This window comes from Streptomyces tibetensis (assembly GCF_040647715.1).
Taxonomy (GTDB): Bacteria; Actinomycetota; Actinomycetes; order Streptomycetales; family Streptomycetaceae; genus Streptomyces; species Streptomyces tibetensis_A.
In genome coordinates, this window is record NZ_JBEZCR010000007.1 from 213171 (window position 1) to 233026 (window position 19856).

Genomic DNA, 19856 nt, shown 5'->3' on the forward strand with positions numbered 1-19856 from the left:
CACCCAACGGATCCTAAGGGGCGCGCATTCCCACTGTGTCCGGGCACACGGAGATGCGGCACCCAGCGGTGACCCTGGAGGCCAAGACGAAGCGCTTGCTCAGACGGACGGGTAGGTGTGCTCCAGGAGCACTTCGCCGGTGGCAGTGGACGCCGCGTGATCCACACACGTCGCGTCGACGATGTAGGCGGTGACTCGGGTGGCGTCGGAAGGGTCGGGAAGCAGCACGAGCATGGCCTTCTTCCCTTGGTAGACGCCGTTCTCGGTGGCCAGTGCCGTGTCGTCGCGTCCGATGCCGGCACGGACACAGCCGGGCACCACGGGTTCCTTGGCGACCTTGGGCTGATTGGTACCGGGGGCCGTCGCCGCGCCGAAGGGGGTGCGGGAGCCGCCCCCCTTGGTCTTGTTCTGGGCCAGGAGGTCGGTGACCTGCTTCTGTAGTTTTCCTTCGGAGAAGGTGTCCGCGGCGGTGGTCTGCCGTCCGCCTGCCGACTCTTGAGAGGGCTTGTTGTCGCCGAGGGATGACAGCAGGACGGAACCCAGCCCCAGGGCGGCCACCGTGAGGACGGTCCCTAGGACGGCGACCCTGCGGCGTCCCATGCGTGTGCGTCCCTTGCGGCCCGGGCCGGTGGTGGAGGAGCGCGGGCGGCCGGCAGGCCGGTCGGCGGGCGTCGATGTTTCACGTGAAACATGCGCACCGCTGTCGGCCCCGGAGGGGGAACCGGGAGCGCTGGATACGGACGTAGTCACCGGCTCCGGGCTCTCCGCGGACTCCGGACCGTTGGCGTGCAGCAGGGCCTCGGCGGCGAGAGCGGCATCAATGCGGCCCGCGACGTCGGCGGGCATACGCGGTGGGCCCGGCAGCGTGCCGAGCAGTCCACGGATCTCCTCCAGGGAGGCGTACACGTCCGCGCAGAGTTCGCACTGGTCGAGGTGCCCGCGCAGATCGGTGGTCCGGGCCGGTGGGAGGAGCCCCTCGGCGAGGTCGGAGATCTCCGCGACGTCCGGGTGCCCGGCCATGTCTGTCGTCGACGTCACGCTCGTCCACCTCCGCCCTTCACAGCAGCTGAGTCGGTCGGTCCTGTGTCCGGGGGTCCTGCCTGGCGAGGCCCCGCTGCGGGTGGGACGGCTGCCCCCTGCGTCCGGTTCCGTTCCCCGCCGGGGTTCTTGCCCTCACCGCCGCTGTCCGGCTTCAGGTGGGTGAGCAGCGGCAGAAGTCGGGCCCTTCCGCGCGCGCATCTGCTTTTCACCGTGCCGGTGGGCACATCGAGGATCCGGGCCGCCTCCGCGACCGGGTAGCCCTGCATGTCCACCAGGACGAGCGCGGCACGCTGGTCGGCGGGCAGGGTCCCCAGGGCTTCGATGAGCTGCCGGTGGAGATCGTTGCGCTCGGCGGGAGCCGAAGCCGACTCGTGCGGTTCCAGTAGCTGTTCCAGGCGTTCGGTGTCGTCCACGGGGGAGGTTTTCCGCGAGGCCGCTTTACGGGCCCGGTCCAGGCAGGCGTTCACCGTGATCCTGTGCAGCCAGGTCGTGACGGCCGACTGGCCCCGGAAGGTGTGGGCGGCCCGGTAGGCGGACACGAGAGCGTCCTGTACGGCGTCAGCGGCCTCCTCGCGGTCACCGAGCGTCCGCAGGGCGACGGCCCACAGCCGATCACGATGCCGCCGCACGATCTCCCCGAAGGCATCGGGGTCGCCTTCGACGTGCCGTGTGAGGAGATCCTGATCACTGGCACCGCTGTGCTCGGTGCGCTCTGCCATCGGACCCCCTCCCTCGGTCGGCTCTCAGCCCGTGAACTTCACTTCGGTGATGGCCTGCTTGTATCCCGCGTCGCTGTAGTTGGCGGGGTCATTGCCGGAGTACGGCAGGGCAGTGAGCCAGACCAGGACGTACCGGCTCTTCACCGGCTTGTCGACGCTCACCTTGAGGGATGTGCCGCTTGTCGTCGCTGTGCCGAGCTTTCGCATGGAGCTCAGTGGCGTCGACGAGCCGAGGGAATCCGTCGCGTACAGCTCGGCCGTGGTGTGGTCGCTGCCGTACCGCAGCGACAGGGTCGCGGCTGAGACCTTCTGCTCGGATCCGAGGTCGTAGACGATGCCGACACCGGGCTTTATCACCATCTTCGGACCGTCCAGGTAGCTGCTGGTCCGCCAGCCCGTGGAGGTGTTGCCGTCATAGGTCTTGCCCACGTCGGCGGGGCGCTGGGCGTCACCCTTGGCGACGTACTCCTCGGCGTCCTTGATGGAGATCGGCCGCGAGGGTGCGGCCTTCTTGTTCTTGTCGCCGCCCTCGTGGTCCTGCGTCTTGGTCGGCTCGTCGTTCTTGCCGCCCTGGTCCATCAGCGCGTCCGCCAGCTGCCAGCTGCCGAGGCCGAGCGCTGCGATCAGGAGTGCGGAGACGGCCCACTTCAGGGCCTTGCCCGTGCGGCTCTGGAGCGGGGGCGGCGGGGTCACGATCGCGGTGACACCGGGGCGCGGTGTCTGACGGCCGTAGGTGCCCTGCTGGTAGGTGGTGCGCTGGTACTCGGGCGGGGCGGTGAACGCCGGCTCCGGCGGGCGGATGCGGGGCATCTCGCCGATCGCCTTCACCAGTTCCTCCGGTGTGGTGCACGGCGACTCGTGCCGGGACGCGGTGGCGCCGTCGTTGACGAGCGCGCGCATGGCAAGCTCGGACAGCCCGCGGTGCACACCGGCCCGGACCTGGTCGGGCGCGATCAGACCGATGTCCTTCGGCAGTCCCGACAGGCCGTAGGCATCGCTCTCGTACGGCCAGCGCTGGGTGAGCGCCGCGTACAGCAGGGCGCCGATGGCCTCGGTGTCCGTGCGCTGCGGGGTGTCGGACGAGACGCCGCGCAGGGCGGCGTTGACCGCGAGGCCACGGATGCGCCACTGGCCGGTCGAGGCGCGCAGTACGGCGTTGGGATTCAGCCGCAGATGGGCAAGGCCCTCACGGTGGGCGGCCGCCATGGCCGAGGAGACCTGGCTGACCAGCTGGTAGGCGTCGTAGGGCTCCAGGGGACCGGAGGCGAGGAGCGTGGTCAGTTCCGTCGCGTCGGGAAGCCACTCGTGGACGACGTAGACGACGTCGTTCTCCTCCACCGCGTCCAGCACCTGGACGAAACGAGGGTCACCCAGAAGGGCGGAGGAGCGGGCGGCCGCGAGGACGGAGCGGGCACGCGAGTGGTCGGCGGGCAGGATGTGCACGCCGACGGCACGGCGGAGCTTCTCGTCCACGGCCCGCCAACTGCTGAAACCGTCCAGCCGGGTGACGCACTCCTCGAGGCGGTAGCGTCTGGCGAGCTTGTGACCACTGTGCAGTTCGGGAGGCGAGGTCGTTCCGGCACCGTCGGTCCTGGTGCTCTCCTGTACCTCGTCGCTGTCCGTGTCCCGCTCCCGGTTCTTGGCCACCCCGTCGGCCGTGGACTGGTCCGCCTGTGCGGTCAGCGACGCCTCGTCGCTGTTGTCTGCCACGTCGACGGCAGCCGTACTCCGTTCCGCCACCGTCGTTCCTGCCTCCCCATCCAATGACGCGCCGGCCGGCGTCCCATGCGCGCCGAGCGACGCCGAAACCAATTGTGCCCACAGTCCGCCGCTATGCACGACACGCGGTGGCTGACGATGGTTGTGCGCCTACCCCCCTACTCAACGTCCCAGGCGCCCGCGGACCATGCCCACCAGGGAGTTGAGCTCCTCGATACGCATGCGGCGGGCGGCGACGAAGAAGATCCCGAGCAGCACGGCCCCGCCTGCCACGACCGCGACGAGCGAGCCGGCGGGACCTTGGCCGAGCGAGTGGCCGATGCCGTAGCAGGCCGCTCCGCTGAGCAGGGCGGCCGGTACGGACGCGATGCACAGCCGGGCGTAAGTCCGCAGGACCCGGGCGCCGTCGAGGTCCCCGCCGAGGCGCTTGCGCAGCCGTCGCCAGGCGACGCCGACGCCGATCGCGTAGGCCAGGCCGTAGGAGGCGGCCATGCCGACCACGGCCCAGCGGGACGGGAGGACGAAGAAGCAGATCGCCGAGGCGCCGGCGTTGACCGCGGCCACGATGACCGTGTTGTAGAAGGGGGTTCGGGTGTCCTCGTAGGCGTAGAAGGCACGCAGGACCACGTACTGCACGGAGTACGGGATCAGGCCGAGGCCGAACGCCATCAGCATGAAGCCCATGTTGGTGGCCTCGCTGGTGCCCGAGGAGCCGAACATCAGGGTGCACATCGGGATGCCGAGGGAGAGGAAGCCGAAGGCGATCGGCACGATCGCGACCGCCGTGGTGCGCAGGCCCTGGGAGATGTCGTCGCGGACGGCTCCTCCGTCGCCCTCCACCGCCGAGCGCGACAGGCGCGGCAGCAGGGCGGCCATGAGGGAGACCGTGATGATGGCCTGCGGCAGGCCCCAGATGAGCTGGGCGTTGGCGTAGGCGGAGAAGCCCGTGCCGTCCACCGGCGAGGCCTTGCCCGCCGCGGTGGACAGCTGGATGACGATCATGGCGCCGGCCTGGTTCGCGAGGACGAACAGCACCGTCCACTTGGCGAGCGTGACGGCCTTGCCGAGGCCATGGCCCTTCCAGTCGAAGCGCAGCCGCAGCCGGAAGCCGGTCTCGCGCAGGTAGGGGATCATCGCGAGCGCCTGGACCACGAGGCCGAGAAGAACGCCGATGCCGAGCAGGCGCTGGCCCTCCGGCGGGATGTTCGCGGCCTTCATCCCGGAGTCGGCCGCGGTGCCGTAGACGTAGATGAACATGCCCAGCGTCACGATGATGACGATGTTGTTCAGGACCGGGGTCCACATCATGGCGCCGAACTTGCCGCGGGCGTTGAGGATCTGGCCCATCACCACGTGGATGCCCATGAAGAAGATCGTGGGCAGGAAGTACTGGGCGAAGGTGACGGCGACCCGGTTCGCCGCGGGGTCGCTGGCGACCGGGTCGGACAGCACGCGGATCAGGAGCGGCGCGCCGATGACCGTGAGCGCCGTGAGCGCGCCGAGCGTCACGATGACCAGGGTGAGCAGACGGTTGGCGTACGCTTCACCGCCGTCGTCGTCCTCCTTCATGGCGCGCACGAGCTGCGGCACGAAGACGGAGTTGAGACCACCGCCGACGGTGAGGATGTAGATCATCGTCGGGAGCTGGTAGGCGACCTGGAAGGTGTCGCCGAGGAGACCGACGCCCAGCGCCGACACGATCAGCGCGGAGCGGATGAAGCCCGTGAGGCGGGAGACCATCGTGCCCGCGGCCATCACGGCGCTGGACTTCATCAGGCCGGCTGCGCGGCCGCTCTTCTTGGGAGCGGGCGAGGCGTCGGGCTCAGGGTCCTGTCCCTCGTCCGCGAGGGGCGGTACCGCCACGGTCTGGTCGGCGGCCGGGTACGCGCCCTGCGGTGCGTAGGCGCCCTGTGCCGGCTGTCCCGGAGCCGGGGACGGGCCGGGGACCGACGGCGAATCGTAGGACGGGTGACCGCTGCTCTGCTGCTGGTCCCGGAAGAGATGCGCGAACGCGTCCGGTTCCTGGTGCGGCTCGCCGGCCTGGGAGACGAGGTCGTCCACGCCCACGAACTGGGTGGTGCGGGGGTCGTCACCGTACGGCAGATGCCGCGTCGGGCCCTCCGGCTCCGGGGCGGGCGTCTGCGCCCACACCTGCGGGTCGGGCGCGTACGGCGACTGTGCGGGCGGGCCGTACAGCTTCTGCTGCGGCTGGTAGGTGCCGGGAGGGGGCGGCGGCTGCGCGGCGCGGTCGTAGAACGCCTCGCCGGCCGGGTCCTGCGCCGCGGGGTCCTCTGCGCGGTAGTACGGGTCCTGGCCGTAGGCGTCCTGGAGGTAGATGTCCGTGGGCGGCTGCGGCGGCACCTGGCCGTGCTCGGGCGGTGAGCCCTCGGGCCCGCCCGCATCGGGGTAGCCCGAGTTGCCCGCGGCACGGCCGCGGTCACCGTCGTACGGCGCGTTCATGGTTACCCCACCTCATCGTCCCGGGCCCACCGGCCACGATTTCTCAACGGTCCACTCTCTCACCCGTGCCGGACGGGTCGGCGCTTTCCGCTGCGGTGTCCGGGGCCGGGTCACTCGGCTGCTCGGGGGTGTCCGCCCGCGAGCCGGCGCCGGGTTCCTCGTCGGGACGTGCGCCGGAGGCCTCCGGGTTCTTCGAAGCGTCGGTCCTGCTCTGCGGTTCGTCGACCTCGTCGTCCGCCTCCGTGGTCTCGTCCTCGGTGGTCTCGTCCTCGGCGGCCTCACGTGCGGCTGCGCGCTTGCGGTGGGTGTACATCCGGAAGCCCGCGAGGACCAGGAGCAGGACACCACCGCCGATGACCAGCATCACGGTGGGCGTGACCTCGGTGACCCGCACGTCGAAGGTGACCGGGGCGCCGTATTTCTGGCCGTCCTCCGTGTACAGCTGGGCGACGACTTCCGCCCGGCCGTTGGCGTTGGCCGACGTGGTGAACTTCACCGACTGGGCGTGCCCGCCGTTGACGGCGACGCGCTGCTCCTCGTAGGCGTCGCCGCCGATCTTGAGTCGCGTGGGGTTCTTCGACGTGAGCCGCAGCTCCAGGTGCTCGACGCCCTGGACCAGGTTGTTCTGGACGGTCACGGGGATCGTGGCGCTGCGGCCGGAGAGCTTGGTCTCCGACTTCTGGATCAGCTTGACCCCGTCGATGAGGCCGTTGAGGTACGACTCGATGCCGTCGCGGTACCCCACCGCCGCGACGCCCCGGCCGCGCCACGACGTGGACATCTCACGGTTCATGGCCCGCCCGAACGGGGTCACCACCCGGGACTGGCGGGTGAGGATCACCTGAAACTTGTCGAGCTTGGCCTGCGTCCTGGCGATCTGCTCGAAGGCCGCCTTCGGCAGCTCCTGCTTGCGCAACGAGGAGGGGTACGCGGACGCCGACGGCACCTTCGTGTTGGCGGACGGGTCCGGCTTGGCCTTGGCGGCGGCCGTGAGGTCCTGCGACTCGGACCAGTTCCCGACCTGAAGGGTCCCCACCGCCTCGGCCATGGCCTGGGCCTGGCTCACGGACGGCATGCGCTGGGGGGCGACGACCACGCTGCGCTGTTTGCCGCTCTGCAGGCCGAGGGTCAGGCTCTGGGCCAGGAAACGCTGCACGGCGAGCGTGGAGGCGGAGGCCTTGGTCAGGTCGCCCTGGAACGCCGTGGACATCCGGGAGTCCGCGACGACGGCCGTGGTGCCGCCGCCGATCGGCCGGGCAGCGGAGGGCGTGTACGACAGGCTGTCCTGGAGGCTGTCGCTGCGGGTGATCACCTTGTCGGCGCCCGCCGATGTGGCGACCTTCACGATCGACGGGTCGATGGCGCCGTCCACCGGCCACACGAAGTCTGTGGACGGTTTCACGTGGAGGATCGTGGTCACCGTGTCGTCGGCGACGTCGGTGGCTTCCTTGAGATGGTTCAGCGAGCCGGTGACGTTCGTGCCGTTGTGGGCGAGGGAAGCCAGGTCCGGGTCGCCGAAGGGCAGGGCTGCGACCTCTTCGCCCGTCACCGCCTGCTGGAGCTCGGCCAGCCAATGCTTGGCGAGCTCCTGGTTTTTTCCAGCGGTTGTGGTGCCGTCCGCGCCGCGGACCTGGTAGCTCCTCGTCATCGCGTCGACGGACGCCAGCAGGTCCGGGTCGATCACCCAGGTGACGTCGAGGCCCTTGCCCAGCGACACCATCTGGTCGAGGCGGCCGCCCGGGGCGATCTCCTCGGCGAGCTCGTCGTCGCGGAAGACCGGGGTCTGCTGTTCGTTCGATCCCGTCTCGGCCGCCATGTGGGCACCGGAGACGAGGGGCCACAGGAACGTGGTCTTCGTCTTGGTGCCGGCCTCTTCCGGCTGCCAGGGCAGGAACGTGCGCTGGACACCGAGAACCTGGTCCCAGGGCTGTGCCGCTGTCTCCCCGGAGAGCGCGACGGCCAGCTGGTAGACGCCGTCCCGGCCGAGATCCAGCTTGTCGGCCGGCACGGAGATGCTGAAGGGCTGTGCGACGCCGGGGGTGAGCGCCGAGAACTTCTCGGTGTACTTGCCGCCGACCTTCTCGCCGGAGGGCCCCTGGAGGTCGTCGCTCTTCTTGGCCAGGGTGTCGATCGCCGAACGGGTGCCGAGTGGGGGCCCCACCTGCAGGTCGACGTGGGCGCCGGTCACCGTCTGCTTGCCGTTGTTGGTGACCGTGCCCGACACGGTCACCGTGTCCCCCTCGGAGGGGGCACTGGGGCTGAGCGAATTGACCGCGACCGACACCGAGCCGGTGCCGGCGGCAGCCTGTGAGGACTCCTGCCCGGCCGCCTCCGCCGTCGTCGCGGCGGGCAGCTGGAGGAGTCCGGCCAGCAGCGGCGCGCCCGCGAGCAGTGCCCCGGTGCGCCGCAGCCAGCGGCGGGCAGGTGAGGCACTGGCCCCCTGGAAGTCTGCCGCCTCGGCCACGCGCTCGTCCGTCCCTAGTCGTCGTCAGTGGTCGTCGGAATGTGCGTCCACGCATGGTAACGATGCCCGCTGAGGGGAAGTGCCGCGGTCCGCTCCACAAGATCGCGGACGGACACCGCACCGTCCGGTATGGGGCTCTATGGAGGAGGACGCTTCTTTACGAGCCGAAAGTTCTCCTTGTGCACGTAAAACGGACGGATCCTGAAGCGGACGGATCCCCGCGCTTGCGCACGCGGAACAGGAGGAGCTCGCGGTGGCCCGGGCCACGTACCCTCTTCTGTTGTGCCGAACGCCAACGAAGAAACGTCCAGTGCCCTGAGCCAGGTGCAGCACCGCGCGGTGAGTGAACTGCTGCGGGTCGCCCCTGTCGCCGACGACCTCGCCCGCCGCTTCCAGGAGGCGGGGTTCTCACTTGCCCTGGTCGGCGGGTCGGTACGGGACGCACTGCTGGGCCGGCTCGGCAACGATCTGGATTTCACGACCGATGCGCGCCCGGAGGACGTCCTCAAGATCATCCGCCCCTGGGCGGACGCCGTGTGGGAGGTCGGCATTGCCTTCGGCACGGTGGGTGCGCACAAGGGCGGCTACCAGATCGAGGTGACCACCTACCGCTCCGAGGCCTACGACCGCACGTCGCGCAAGCCCGAGGTGTCGTACGGGGACTCCATCGAGGAGGATCTCGTCCGCCGCGACTTCACGGTGAACGCGATGGCGGTGGCGCTGCCGGAGAAGGAGTTCGTCGACCCGCACGGGGGGCTCGAAGACCTCGCGGCGCGTGTGCTGCGTACCCCCGGCACGCCGGAAGAGTCGTTCTCGGACGACCCCCTGCGGATGATGAGGGCCGCGCGCTTCGCGGCTCAGCTCGATTTCGAGGTCGCCCCCGAGGTCGTCACGGCGATGACGGAGATGGCCGGGCGCATCGAGATCGTCTCGGCGGAGCGGGTGCGGGACGAGCTGAACAAGCTGATCCTCTCCCAGCAGCCGCGCAAGGGCCTGACGCTGCTCGTGGAGACGGGCCTGGCCGAACGCGTGGTGCCGGAACTGCCGGCCCTGCGCCTGGAGCGTGATGAGCACCACCGTCACAAGGACGTCTACGACCACTCGCTGATCGTCCTGGAGCAGGCGATGGCGCTGGAGGAGGACGGTCCCGACCTGACCCTCCGCCTGGCCGCCCTGCTGCACGACATCGGCAAGCCGCGCACACGCCGCTTCGAGAAGGACGGCCGGGTCTCGTTCCACCACCACGAGGTGGTCGGGGCGAAGATGACCAAGAAGAGAATGACGGCGCTGAAGTACTCCAACGAGCTGGTGAAGGACGTCTCACGTCTGGTGGAACTCCACCTGCGCTTCCACGGCTACGGCACCGGCGAATGGACGGACTCGGCGGTCCGTCGCTACGTCCGTGATGCCGGCCCGCTCCTCGACCGCCTGCACAAGCTGACGCGCTCGGACTGCACGACCCGTAACAAGCGCAAGGCGGCGGCTCTGTCGCGTGCCTACGACGGGCTGGAGGAGCGGATCGCCAAGCTGCAGGAGCAGGAGGAGCTGGACTCGATCCGCCCGGACCTCGACGGCAACCAGATCATGGAGATCCTCGGTGTGGGCCCCGGCCCGGTCATCGGCCGCGCGTACCAGCACATGCTGGAGCTGCGGCTGGAGAACGGGCCGATGGAGCCTGACGCCGCAGTGGCCGCGCTCAAGGAGTGGTGGGCCGGACAAGAGAGCTGAGGCTGCGAAGCGGGGCATGTTTCACGTGAAACATGCCCCCGCGGCGGGTCGGGGCAGACAGAGGGCCGGTGTTTCACGTGAAACACCGGCCCTCTGTCTGTGGTCCTACTTGACGGACTTCAGGCAGAGGACGACATCGTGGTTGTCGCCCGACTGGTAGTACGCGATCTCCGCTTCCTTGACGGTCCCGCACTTGCTGCCGTTGCTGGTGTTGTCGAACTTCTCGATGACTTCGTACTGGGCGTCACTGGAGGAGCAGTCGACCGTCGACAGGTCCGGCTGGGATTGCGTGCCCTTGTTGTGCATGCAGCTGCCCACGGATGTGGTCTCCGCGTCGGTCTTGCCTATCTGCCACTTGACCACGCCGACGATGATGGCGACGACGATGAACCCGACGACGCGCAGAAGCTTCTTGTTGAAGCGCCGGGCAGGGGTCGGCGGAGGAACCGGAGCCGCGCCCTGGGGCGGGAAGCCAGGCTGCCCGGGCTGCTGCGGGTAACCGCCCTGGGGCGGGAACGGAGCCTGGGGTGCAGCCACGGCCTGGTTCTGTGCGAACGGATTGCCCTGGGGCGGCGGAGTGGTCACTGGGGGTCCCCCTGGAAGATGGTTGTGACGCGAACATGTCGCGAGATAAGACCCACGTAAGCTAGCGGTCCCCACTGACAACGCAGTAGTCAGAAGTGGCTCTGTGTCATTGATGTGACACTTACTGGCGGCCAAACCGGGCCATAGTCACAGCTACTGCCGCGTAGATAACGGCGATCGTGATCACCAGGGGCACCGATCGGCCGTCCGGTGGCAGCATCAGGGCCGCGACGGCGGCCGCGCCGACGAAGAAGACGTTGAAGAGGACGTCGTAAACCGAGAAGATCCGGCCACGGAAGCCGTCCTCCACCGAGGACTGGACGATGGTGTCGGTGGCGATCTTCGCGCCCTGGGTGGTCAGACCCAGAACGAAGGCCGCGACGAGCAGCGGGGCGGTGGCGAACGGCAGCCCGAGAGCGGGCTCCAGCAGCGCCGCGGCTCCCGCGCACACGACGATCCAGCGGCCCGGCCCGAGCTGCCCGGCGGCCCAGGGCGTCACCACGGCCGCGGCGAAGAAGCCCGCCCCGGAGACGCCCAGTGCCAGCCCCAGCAGGGCCAGTCCGTCGTCCGTGGTCGAGGTGAGGGCGTACCGGCACAACATCAGCAGCATGACCAGCAGGGCGCCGTAGCAGAACCGCATCAGCGACATCGCCGCGAGCGCCCAGGCGGCCTCCCGGCGCTGTGGAGCGGCCAGATGGCGTACGCCTGCCGCCAGATCGCGGGCGGTGCCCGTGAGAGCCTGTCCGATCTGCTCGCGAGGCAAGGGCCGGTCGGGACCAAGGAGTTCGCGGGCCATGCTCAGCGACGCCAGGGCCGCGCACAGGTACAGCCCGGCGCCCACCAGCACCACCGCGGCGTCCGAGTCCGCCACCGCCAGGCGTACGACGAAGGCGAGTCCGCCGCCGGCGGTCGCTGCCAGCGTTCCGGCGGTCGGTGACAGGGAGTTGGCGATGACCAGGCGGTCGGCGTCGACCACACGCGGCAGCGCGGCGGACAGGCCTGACAGGACGAAGCGGTTGACGGCGGTGACGCACAGGGCCGAGACGTAGAAGAGCCAGTCCGGAGCCGGACTGAGGATCAGCAGGGCCGTCGCCAGGGCCAGCAGGGCACGCAACAGGCTGCCGAACAGCAGGACCTGACGGCGCCTCCAGCGGTCCAGCAGAACGCCGGCGAAGGGGCCGACGAGGGAGTACGGGAGCAGCAGCACGGCCATCGCGGAGGCGACACCGGCCGCCGAGGTCTCCTTCTCCGGCGAGAAGACCACGTACGCGGCGAGCGCGACCTGGTAGACGCCATCGGCACCCTGGGACAGCAGACGCACGGCGAGCAGGCGCCGGAAACCCTGGAAGCGCAACAGGACGCGCAGGTCACGGACGACGGCCATGGAGCCCAGCCTCACATACGGGGAGGGTCCCCGGGTCGTGCGACCCGGGGACCCTCACAGCCCTGGCAGGAGCGACTGTTGCGCGCGTCAGCGCTCGACCTCACCCTTGATGAACTTCTCGACGTTCTCGCGGGCCTCGTCGTCGAAGTACTGCACGGGCGGGGACTTCATGAAGTAGCTCGACGCGGAGAGCACGGGACCGCCGATGCCACGGTCCTTGGCGATCTTCGCGGCGCGCAGGGCGTCGATGATGACGCCGGCGGAGTTCGGGGAGTCCCAGACCTCGAGCTTGTACTCCAGGTTCAGCGGGACGTCACCGAAGGCGCGCCCCTCGAGGCGGACGTAGGCCCACTTGCGGTCGTCCAGCCAGGCGACGTAGTCGGACGGGCCGATGTGGACGTTGCCCTCGCCCAGTTCCCGGTCGCGGATCTGGGAGGTGACGGCCTGCGTCTTGGAGATCTTCTTCGACTCGAGGCGGTCGCGCTCGAGCATGTTCTTGAAGTCCATGTTGCCGCCGACGTTCAGCTGCATCGTGCGGTCCAGGACGACGCCCCGGTCCTCGAACAGCTTCGCCATCACTCGGTGGGTGATGGTGGCGCCCACCTGGGACTTGATGTCGTCACCGACGATCGGGACGCCTGCCTCGGTGAACTTGTCCGCCCACTCCTTGGTGCCGGCGATGAAGACCGGAAGGGCGTTGACGAAGGCGACCTTGGCGTCGATGGCACACTGCGCGTAGAACTTCGCCGCGTCCTCGGAGCCGACGGGCAGGTAGCAGACGAGGACGTCGACCTGCCGGTCCTTGAGGACCTGGACGACGTCGACCGGCTCCTCGGCGGACTCCTCGATGGTCTCGCGGTAGTACTTGCCGAGGCCGTCGAGGGTGTGGCCGCGCTGAACCGTGACACCCGTGCTGGGCACGTCGCAGATCTTGATGGTGTTGTTCTCGGAGGCGCCGATGGCGTCCGCCAGGTCGAGACCGACCTTCTTGGCGTCCACGTCGAACGCGGCGACGAACTCGACGTCGCGGACGTGGTAGTCGCCGAACTGGACGTGCATCAGGCCCGGCACCTTGGACGCCGGGTCGGCGTCCTTGTAGTACTCGACTCCCTGCACCAGCGATGCGGCGCAGTTGCCCACACCGACGATGGCTACGCGAACCGAACCCATTCCGGTTGCTCCCTGTGTGTACGAGTGAGGCCCTGAGTGGGCTCTCACGTGGCGGTGTCGCCGGGCGCATCCGGCCGGGGGTCGTCCCCCGGCCGGGGCAGAGCGCCCGACGCTCCAGATGTGGTGTCACGCGAAGCGGGCTCTCCGGTGGCCGGGCCCTTGAGGTCCCGCCCCGCCCGCTCGCTCTCGATGAGCTCGTTCAGCCAGCGCACCTCGCGCTCCACGGACTCCATCCCGTGGCGCTGGAGCTCGAGCGTGTAGTCGTCGAGGCGCTCCCGGGTTCGGGCCAGGGAGGCGCTCATCTTCTCCAGCCGCTCCTCCAGCCGGCTGCGGCGGCCTTCCAGCACGCGCATACGGACATCGCGTGAGGTTTGTCCGAAGAAGGCGAAACGGGCTGCGAAGGTTTCGTCCTCGTATGCGTCGGGCCCGGTCTGCGAGAGCAGCTGTTCGAAGTGCTCCTTACCCTCCGCCGTCAACCGGTAGACGATCTTGGCGCGGCGGCCCGTGAGGGGGGCGGCGAGGGCGTCCTCGGTGGTGCTGCCCGTTTCCTCGATCAACCAGCCGTTGGCGACCAGCGTCTTCAGGCAGGGGTAGAGCGTCCCGTAGCTGAACGCACGGAACACACCCAGCGATGTGTTGAGCCGTTTGCGCAGCTCATAGCCGTGCATCGGAGATTCGCGGAGCAGGCCGAGGACGGCGAACTCGAGGATGCCGGAACGCCGGCTCATCGTCGCCTCCTCTCGCCGCGGTGCGCGTGTGTCGGTCCGGTATGGCGGGCCGATGTGTCGAGCTGATGTATCGGGTCGATACATCACGACGATAGAACGGCCTTCCGGATGCGACAAGAGGGGGGTGGGTGAACGGGATCACATCACCGATTCATCCGACGTGAGTTGCCTGATTTGAGGTGAACTTCGGGGCTCGGCAGGTTTTGGCGGTGCGTAGTCTGTGCGCCATGCACATCACCGGGAACCGAGTGACGCCTGAGAGCGTCGTCGTCTTCGGTGTAGTACGGGTGCATGCGGGACCGATGAATGCGGAGCCGACCGCATCCGTACTTCGGGGGGACCGGAAACAAGCCGCCGTTTCCAGGCGCGCAGGGGTGCGCCTGCCCGAGGAGTAGTCGTTCGATGAGCGAGCACCGTCGCAAACCGCCGCAGCCGCAGGGAGGCGGACGTGCCGCGGCCCGACGCGGCCAGTCCGGCTCGTCCCCCGGCCGCCGTGCGGCACCGCGAGGCGCCACCGGGTCTCCGTCCGACTCCTATGGGTCGGACTCGTACGACTCGGGGGGTGAGGAGCGTCAGTACGGCGGCCGAGCCGAGGCCCGTCGTGCGGCGCAGAGAAGTACGGGTGGCAGCCGCCGTAGAGCGGCCGAACCGGGTCGTGGCGGCCGGCGCGCCGCCCCCGGTGGGCCGAACGGGCCCGGGCGGGGCAGGGGGCGCGCGGCCGCAGTCCCCGACAAGAAGCGGCTGATCGACTATCCGCGAGCCGGCAAGTACGGCTGGCAGCGCTGGATGCCGTCCTGGAAGCTCGTCTCCGGACTGTGCATCGCCTTCTTCGGCAGCCTCGTGGCCGTGGCGGGCATCGGCTACGCCATGGTGGGCGTCCCCAACGAGGAGAACGCTGCGGCGTCGTCGCAGAACAACGTCTACTACTGGGCCGACGGCACCCAGATGGTCGCGGCGGGCAGCGGTCAGAACCGGCAGAACGTCCCACTCGCGAAAATTCCCAAAGCCATGCAGTGGGCAGTCATCTCGGCGGAGAACAAGAGCTTCTACGACGACTCCGGCGTCGACCCCATGGGTATCGCCCGGGCCCTGGCGAACATGGCCCGGGGCGGTGACACGCAGGGTGGTTCGACGATCACCCAGCAGTTCGTCAAGAACACCTACCTGAGCCAGGAACAGACGGTCACCCGTAAGTTCAAGGAGATGTTCATCTCGATCAAGGTGGGCACGAAGCTCTCCAAGGACGAGATCCTCCAGGGGTACCTCAACACCTCGTACTACGGCCGTGGTGCGTACGGCATCCAGGCCGCAGCCCAGGCCTACTACGGCAAGGAGGCCAAGGACCTCAAGCCGAGCGAGTGTGCCTTCCTCGCCGCCCTCCTGAAGGGCCCGACGTACTACGACCCCGCGGGCAACGAAAGCATCGACCAGAACGCGAGCAAGGACAAGAACACCAAGCGGTCCAAGGATCGTTGGGCCTGGATCCTCGAGCAGATGCACAACGACAAGAGGATCACGGACGAGCAGTACCAGGAAGCGATCAAGAAGTACCCCATGCCTGACGAGCGCAAGGCGTCCAAGGGCATGACCGGCCAGATCGGCTACCTGGCGGACACGGCCAAGAAGTACGTCCTGAACCACTCGAACATCTCCGAGAAACAGTTCGACCTGGGCGGCTATCAGATCAAGACGACCTTCGACAAGGAGAAGGTCGAGGCGCTGGCGAAGGCCGTCAAGAAGGTCGAGAAGGAGAAGCTCGACCCGGAGAACCGTGAGTTGGACAAGCACGTCCAGTTCGGCGCAGCGTCGGTGAAGCCCAACGACGGCGCGATCGTGGCGCTCTACGGCGGCGCCGGGTACGAGAACGGCCACTTCAACAACAACGCGGACACAGCGGGTGTGCCGGTCGGCTCGACGTGGAAGCCGTTCGTGCTCGCCGCCGCCATGGAGCACGGCACTTACCGGAGCAAGGGCCCCCTTTCGCCGCTGAGCAAGTACAACGGCAACGACCACCTCAAGGTCAGGAACAACGACGGCTCCTACGTCCTGAAGAAGGACAACACCCCGTTCTTCCAGGAGAACGAGAGCAACTACCCCTGGGGCTACATCTCCTTGCGCAAGGCGATGGAGCAGTCCGTGAACACGCCGTTCGTGCAGCTCGGCATGGACGTGGGGATGAAGAACGTGGCCGACGTGGCCGAGAAGGCCGGCATCCTGGACAGCAGCTTCGCCGGCCTCAACGCTTCGTTCGCGCTCGGTACATCGACTCCCAGTGCGATCCGTATGGCCGACGCCTACGCGACGTTCGCCGCGGCGGGCAAGCAGGCCGCCCCCTACTCGGTGACGAGCGTCAAGTCCAACGGCCAGGAGGTCGAGGGCTTCGATCCGCCCAGGGTCACGCGGGCGATGCCCGAGCAGGTGGCCAACAACGTCACGGACGTTCTGGAGAACGTCATCCAGAACGGTACGGGTCAGAAGGCGCTCGCCCTGGGCCGTACGGCGGCCGGCAAGACCGGTACCACCGACGAGAACAAGTCGGCCTGGTTCGTCGGCTACACGCAGCAGCTGTCGACCTCGGTCGCGATGTTCCGCGAGGACCCCAAGAGCGCCAGGCTGCTCTCCATGAACGGCACGGCGGGTGAGAAGTCCATCCACGGTGGTGACGTCCCCACGCTGGTGTGGACCGAGTACATGAAGGCCGCGCTGAAGGGCGAAAATGACCCCGGCTTCCCGGAAGCCGAGAAGATCGGTGATATCCAGGACGAGCTGGGTGCTCCGACGCCGAAGCCGACGCCCAGTGTGGAGCCCAGCGAGACCGTGACCGAGTCGCCGAGCCCCACGCCGACCGAGAGCTCGTCCCCCTCGCCGTCGCCGAGCAACACCTGCGGGTTCTTCGGCTGTGAGGACGACGGTGGCGCGCAGAACGGCGGCACCGACAATGGAGGCACGGACGGAGGGGTTTCCCCCGAGCCCACGCCATCCGATACGAACCCCGATGGCGGCACCAGCAGAGGCAACGGCAACGGCAATGGCAACGGAGGCATCTTCGGAGGCCCCGAGGGATAGTCGACCGATCGCCCGGCTTGGGTGTTTCACGTGAAACGCGAGGATGTTTCACGTGAAACGAGGGCCGCCGTCCCTTCGGGGTACGGCGGCCCTCGTCGTATTCCCAGGCACGTACGGCAGGATGTGCGGCATGCCCAGAGCAGAATCGACGCAAGCGAGCGTCCATGAGCAGCGGGAGCCGGTGCGGCCGACCAAGGAGGACGAGGTCGCCGCGGCCGGCAGCGAGCTGATCGGCGGCCCGCTCGGGCGGCGTGCCCTGCTCGGGTCGTCCTGGTGGACGCCCGTGCGGGTGATCGCTCTGGTGGCGATCGGCATGTTCGCCCTCGGCCTGGTCCAGAAGGCGCCCTGCTACAACGGTGCCTGGTTCTTCGGCGCCAGCTCCCAGTACACGCACGCGTGCTACTCGGACATCCCGCACCTGTACCAGGGGCGCGGTTTCGCCGACGGGCTCGTGCCGTACTTCGACCGGCTCCCCGGCGACATGCAGTATCTGGAGTACCCGGTGCTCACCGGCGTCTTCATGGAGGTCGCCTCCTGGCTCACTCCCGGCAGCGGCGCCATCCAGGACCAGGAGCAGTGGTACTGGATGGTCAACGCCGGGATGCTCATGGTGTGCGTGTCGGTCATCGCCGTCTGCGTGACCCGCACCCACGCCCGGCGTCCCTGGGACGGCCTGCTCGTCGCCCTGGCGCCTGCCGCAGCACTGACGGCGACCATCAACTGGGACCTCCTCGCGGTCGCCCTGACGGCCGCGGCGATGCTGATGTGGTCACGTGGCCGCTCTCTGGCCTTCGGCGTCCTGCTGGGGCTTGCCACGGCCGCCAAGCTCTATCCCTTCCTGCTCCTCGGGCCGCTGATGGTGCTGTGCTGGCGTGCGGGCAGATGGCGCGAGTTCGGGACGGCTCTGGGGGGCGCGATCGTCGCCTGGGTCGTCGTGAACGGGCCGGTGATGCTTTTCGCTTTCGAGGGCTGGTCGAAGTTCTACACGTTCAGCCAGGAAAGGGGCGTGGACTTCGGCTCCTTCTGGTTGATCATGGCCCAGAACTCGGACGACCCGCTCAGCACCGACACCGTCAACACACTGGCGACGCTGCTGATGCTGGTGTGCTGTGCGGCTGTCGCGGCCCTCGCACTGGCCGCCCCGCGCCGCCCGCGGTTCGCTCAGCTCGCCTTCCTGATCGTCGCGGCGTTCATCCTCACCAACAAGGTCTACTCGCCGCAGTACGTCCTGTGGCTGGTGCCGCTGGCCGTCCTCGCCCGTCCGAAGTGGCGGGACTTCCTGATCTGGCAGGCCTGCGAGGTGGCGTACTTCCTGGGGATCTGGCTGTACCTCGCGTACACGACCAGCGGAGAGGCCCACAAGGGGCTGCCCACCGACGGTTACCACTGGGCGATCGCTCTGCATCTGCTGGGGACGCTGTACCTGTGCGTGATGGTCGTGCGCGACATCTTCCTGCCGGAGCGGGATCCGGTGCGCCGGTCCGGTGAGGACGATCCCTCGGGCGGAGTCCTCGACGGCGCCGAGGACGTTTTCGTCCTGGGTCCAGCGGCCCGACCGCGGCAGCACGGAACCGCCCAGTCCGACGGCACACCGGTCGAGTGGGGCAGGCCTGGCGCGACGGGCGGTTCGCTCTGAGCGAACAGCGCTGAACGCCGTAGCCGGGAACGCCGAAGGCCGTACACGGGAAGCCGTGTACGGCCTTCTTGCTGTGCTGCGAGGGGCGGTGTGCCGTCGGTCAGCGGTCCACGATCCGGTCGAACTGCGTGGTGGTGTGCCGCAGATGAGCCACCAGCTCTTCGCCGACCTTCGGCTCGGGCGCGTCCGCCGGGACGAACAGGATCGAGACCTGCATGTGCGGCGGCTCCGCGAACCAGCGCTGCTTGCCGCCCCAGACGAACGGAGAAAGGTTCCGGTTCACCGTCGCGAGGCCGGCGCGGGCGACTCCCTTGGCGCGCGGCATGACGCCGTGCAGGGCCTTGGGAGCCTCCAGGCCGACTCCGTGTGATGTACCGCCCGCCACGACCACCAGGAAGCCGTCGGAGGCCGCCTTCTGCTGCCGGTAGCCGAAACGGTCGCCCTTGGCGACGCGCGTGACGTCCAGGACCGCGCCGCGGTACTCGGTGGCGTCGTGGTCCCCCAGCCACAGGCGCGTGCCGATGCGGGCCCGGAAGCGGGTCTGCGGGAACTGCTGCTGGAGCCGGGCGAGGTCCTCGGCCTTGAGGTGGCTGACGAACATGGTGTGCAGGGGCAGCCGGGCGGCACGCAGCCGGTCCATCCAGCCGATGACCTCCTCGACGGCGTCCGAGCCGTCGGTGCGGTCCAGCGGGAGATGGATGGCGAAGCCCTCCAGGCGGACGTTCTCGATCGCGGCGTGCAGCTGCGCCAGGTCCTGCTCGCTGATGCCGTGCCGCTTCATCGAGGACATCACCTCGATCACCACGCGGGCGCCGACCAGGCCGTAGACACCGTCTATCGACGAGACGGAGCGGATGACCCGGTCCGGCAGCGGCACGGGCTCCTCGCCCCGCCGGTAGGGCGTCAGCACCAGCAGGTCCCCGCCGAACCAGTCCTTGATGCGGGCGGCCTCGTACGTCGTGCCGACGGCCAGGACGTCCGAACCCAGCCGCGTGGCCTCCTCCGCCAGCCGCTCGTGCCCGAAGCCGTAGCCGTTGCCCTTGCAGACCGGTACGAGGCCCGGGAACTGTTCCTGCACGTGCTTGTGGTGCGCACGCCAGCGCGCGGTGTCGACGTAGAGCGTGAGCGCCATGGCCGGACCTGGAACCTTTCTCGT

General features: G+C 68.8%; 13 protein-coding genes. 3 read left to right on the forward strand and 10 right to left on the reverse strand.

Going from position 1 to position 19856, the window contains the following annotated elements; genetic code table 11:
- Positions 1-99: 99 nt before the first annotated feature.
- From AB0B29_RS20390 to AB0B29_RS20410, 5 genes are all read right to left on the reverse strand, one after another.
- Positions 100-1038, reverse strand: coding sequence for an anti-sigma factor family protein (locus AB0B29_RS20390; protein ID WP_362241504.1), 939 nt, complete (start codon positions 1036-1038; stop codon positions 100-102).
- The gene (gene sigM / locus AB0B29_RS20395; RefSeq protein WP_362241507.1) at positions 1035-1760 is read right to left on the reverse strand and encodes an RNA polymerase sigma factor SigM; all 726 of its coding nucleotides are present in this window, start codon (positions 1758-1760) and stop codon (positions 1035-1037) included. Before sigM ends, AB0B29_RS20390 begins: the two co-directional genes overlap by 4 nt.
- Before the next feature lie 24 nt (positions 1761-1784).
- Entirely contained in the window at positions 1785-3500 is a 1716-nt protein-coding gene (locus AB0B29_RS20400) for a protein kinase family protein (RefSeq protein ID WP_362241510.1), read from the reverse strand.
- A gap of 141 nt (positions 3501-3641) precedes the next feature.
- Positions 3642-5939, reverse strand: a complete 2298-nt coding sequence (gene murJ / locus AB0B29_RS20405) for a murein biosynthesis integral membrane protein MurJ (protein ID WP_362241513.1) — start codon at positions 5937-5939, stop codon at positions 3642-3644.
- Between the two features lie 43 nt (positions 5940-5982).
- A complete protein-coding gene (locus tag AB0B29_RS20410) occupies positions 5983-8403 on the reverse strand; it encodes a DUF6049 family protein (protein ID WP_362241517.1) in 2421 nt (806 codons plus the stop codon).
- Between the two features lie 282 nt (positions 8404-8685).
- Between AB0B29_RS20410 and AB0B29_RS20415 the strand changes: the two genes are divergently transcribed.
- Complete coding sequence (locus tag AB0B29_RS20415) at positions 8686-10131, forward strand: CCA tRNA nucleotidyltransferase (RefSeq protein WP_362241520.1); 1446 nt, start codon at positions 8686-8688, stop codon at positions 10129-10131.
- A 105-nt stretch (positions 10132-10236) separates the two neighbouring features.
- On the opposite strand, the gene AB0B29_RS20420 is transcribed toward AB0B29_RS20415, so the two are convergent.
- From AB0B29_RS20420 to AB0B29_RS20435, 4 genes are all read right to left on the reverse strand, one after another.
- The gene (locus AB0B29_RS20420; protein ID WP_362241523.1) at positions 10237-10716 is read right to left on the reverse strand and encodes an LppU/SCO3897 family protein; all 480 of its coding nucleotides are present in this window, start codon (positions 10714-10716) and stop codon (positions 10237-10239) included.
- 121 nt (positions 10717-10837) lie between these two features.
- Complete coding sequence (locus AB0B29_RS20425; RefSeq protein WP_362241526.1) at positions 10838-12100, reverse strand: MFS transporter; 1263 nt, start codon at positions 12098-12100, stop codon at positions 10838-10840.
- A gap of 87 nt (positions 12101-12187) precedes the next feature.
- On the reverse strand, positions 12188-13270 hold the full coding sequence (locus tag AB0B29_RS20430; protein WP_053670133.1) for an inositol-3-phosphate synthase: 1083 nt from the start codon (positions 13268-13270) through the stop codon (positions 12188-12190).
- 44 nt (positions 13271-13314) lie between these two features.
- Positions 13315-13998, reverse strand: coding sequence for a PadR family transcriptional regulator (locus AB0B29_RS20435; RefSeq protein WP_362241528.1), 684 nt, complete (start codon positions 13996-13998; stop codon positions 13315-13317).
- 402 nt (positions 13999-14400) lie between these two features.
- Here AB0B29_RS20435 and AB0B29_RS20440 point away from each other — a divergent pair, with 402 nt between their 5' ends.
- Both AB0B29_RS20440 and AB0B29_RS20445 read left to right on the forward strand, forming a co-directional pair.
- On the forward strand, positions 14401-17064 hold the full coding sequence (locus tag AB0B29_RS20440) for a transglycosylase domain-containing protein (RefSeq protein ID WP_362241531.1): 2664 nt from the start codon (positions 14401-14403) through the stop codon (positions 17062-17064).
- Between the two features lie 121 nt (positions 17065-17185).
- The gene (locus AB0B29_RS20445; protein ID WP_362241534.1) at positions 17186-18700 is read left to right on the forward strand and encodes a glycosyltransferase family 87 protein; all 1515 of its coding nucleotides are present in this window, start codon (positions 17186-17188) and stop codon (positions 18698-18700) included.
- Between the two features lie 100 nt (positions 18701-18800).
- Here AB0B29_RS20445 and AB0B29_RS20450 read toward each other — a convergent pair whose 3' ends face one another.
- On the reverse strand, positions 18801-19832 hold the full coding sequence (locus AB0B29_RS20450; RefSeq protein ID WP_053670130.1) for an alanine racemase: 1032 nt from the start codon (positions 19830-19832) through the stop codon (positions 18801-18803).
- Positions 19833-19856 lie beyond the last annotated feature (24 nt).

Coding starts and splice junctions, on each gene's coding strand:
- AB0B29_RS20425 (WP_362241526.1), bottom strand. CDS start 12,100: ATGGCCGTCGTCCGTGACCTGCGCGTCCTGTTGCGCTTCCAGGGTTTC.
- sigM (WP_362241507.1), bottom strand. CDS start 1,760: ATGGCAGAGCGCACCGAGCACAGCGGTGCCAGTGATCAGGATCTCCTC.
- AB0B29_RS20440 (WP_362241531.1), top strand. CDS start 14,401: ATGAGCGAGCACCGTCGCAAACCGCCGCAGCCGCAGGGAGGCGGACGT.
- AB0B29_RS20435 (WP_362241528.1), bottom strand. CDS start 13,998: ATGAGCCGGCGTTCCGGCATCCTCGAGTTCGCCGTCCTCGGCCTGCTC.
- AB0B29_RS20445 (WP_362241534.1), top strand. CDS start 17,186: ATGTGCGGCATGCCCAGAGCAGAATCGACGCAAGCGAGCGTCCATGAG.
- AB0B29_RS20430 (WP_053670133.1), bottom strand. CDS start 13,270: ATGGGTTCGGTTCGCGTAGCCATCGTCGGTGTGGGCAACTGCGCCGCA.
- AB0B29_RS20450 (WP_053670130.1), bottom strand. CDS start 19,832: ATGGCGCTCACGCTCTACGTCGACACCGCGCGCTGGCGTGCGCACCAC.
- murJ (WP_362241513.1), bottom strand. CDS start 5,939: ATGAACGCGCCGTACGACGGTGACCGCGGCCGTGCCGCGGGCAACTCG.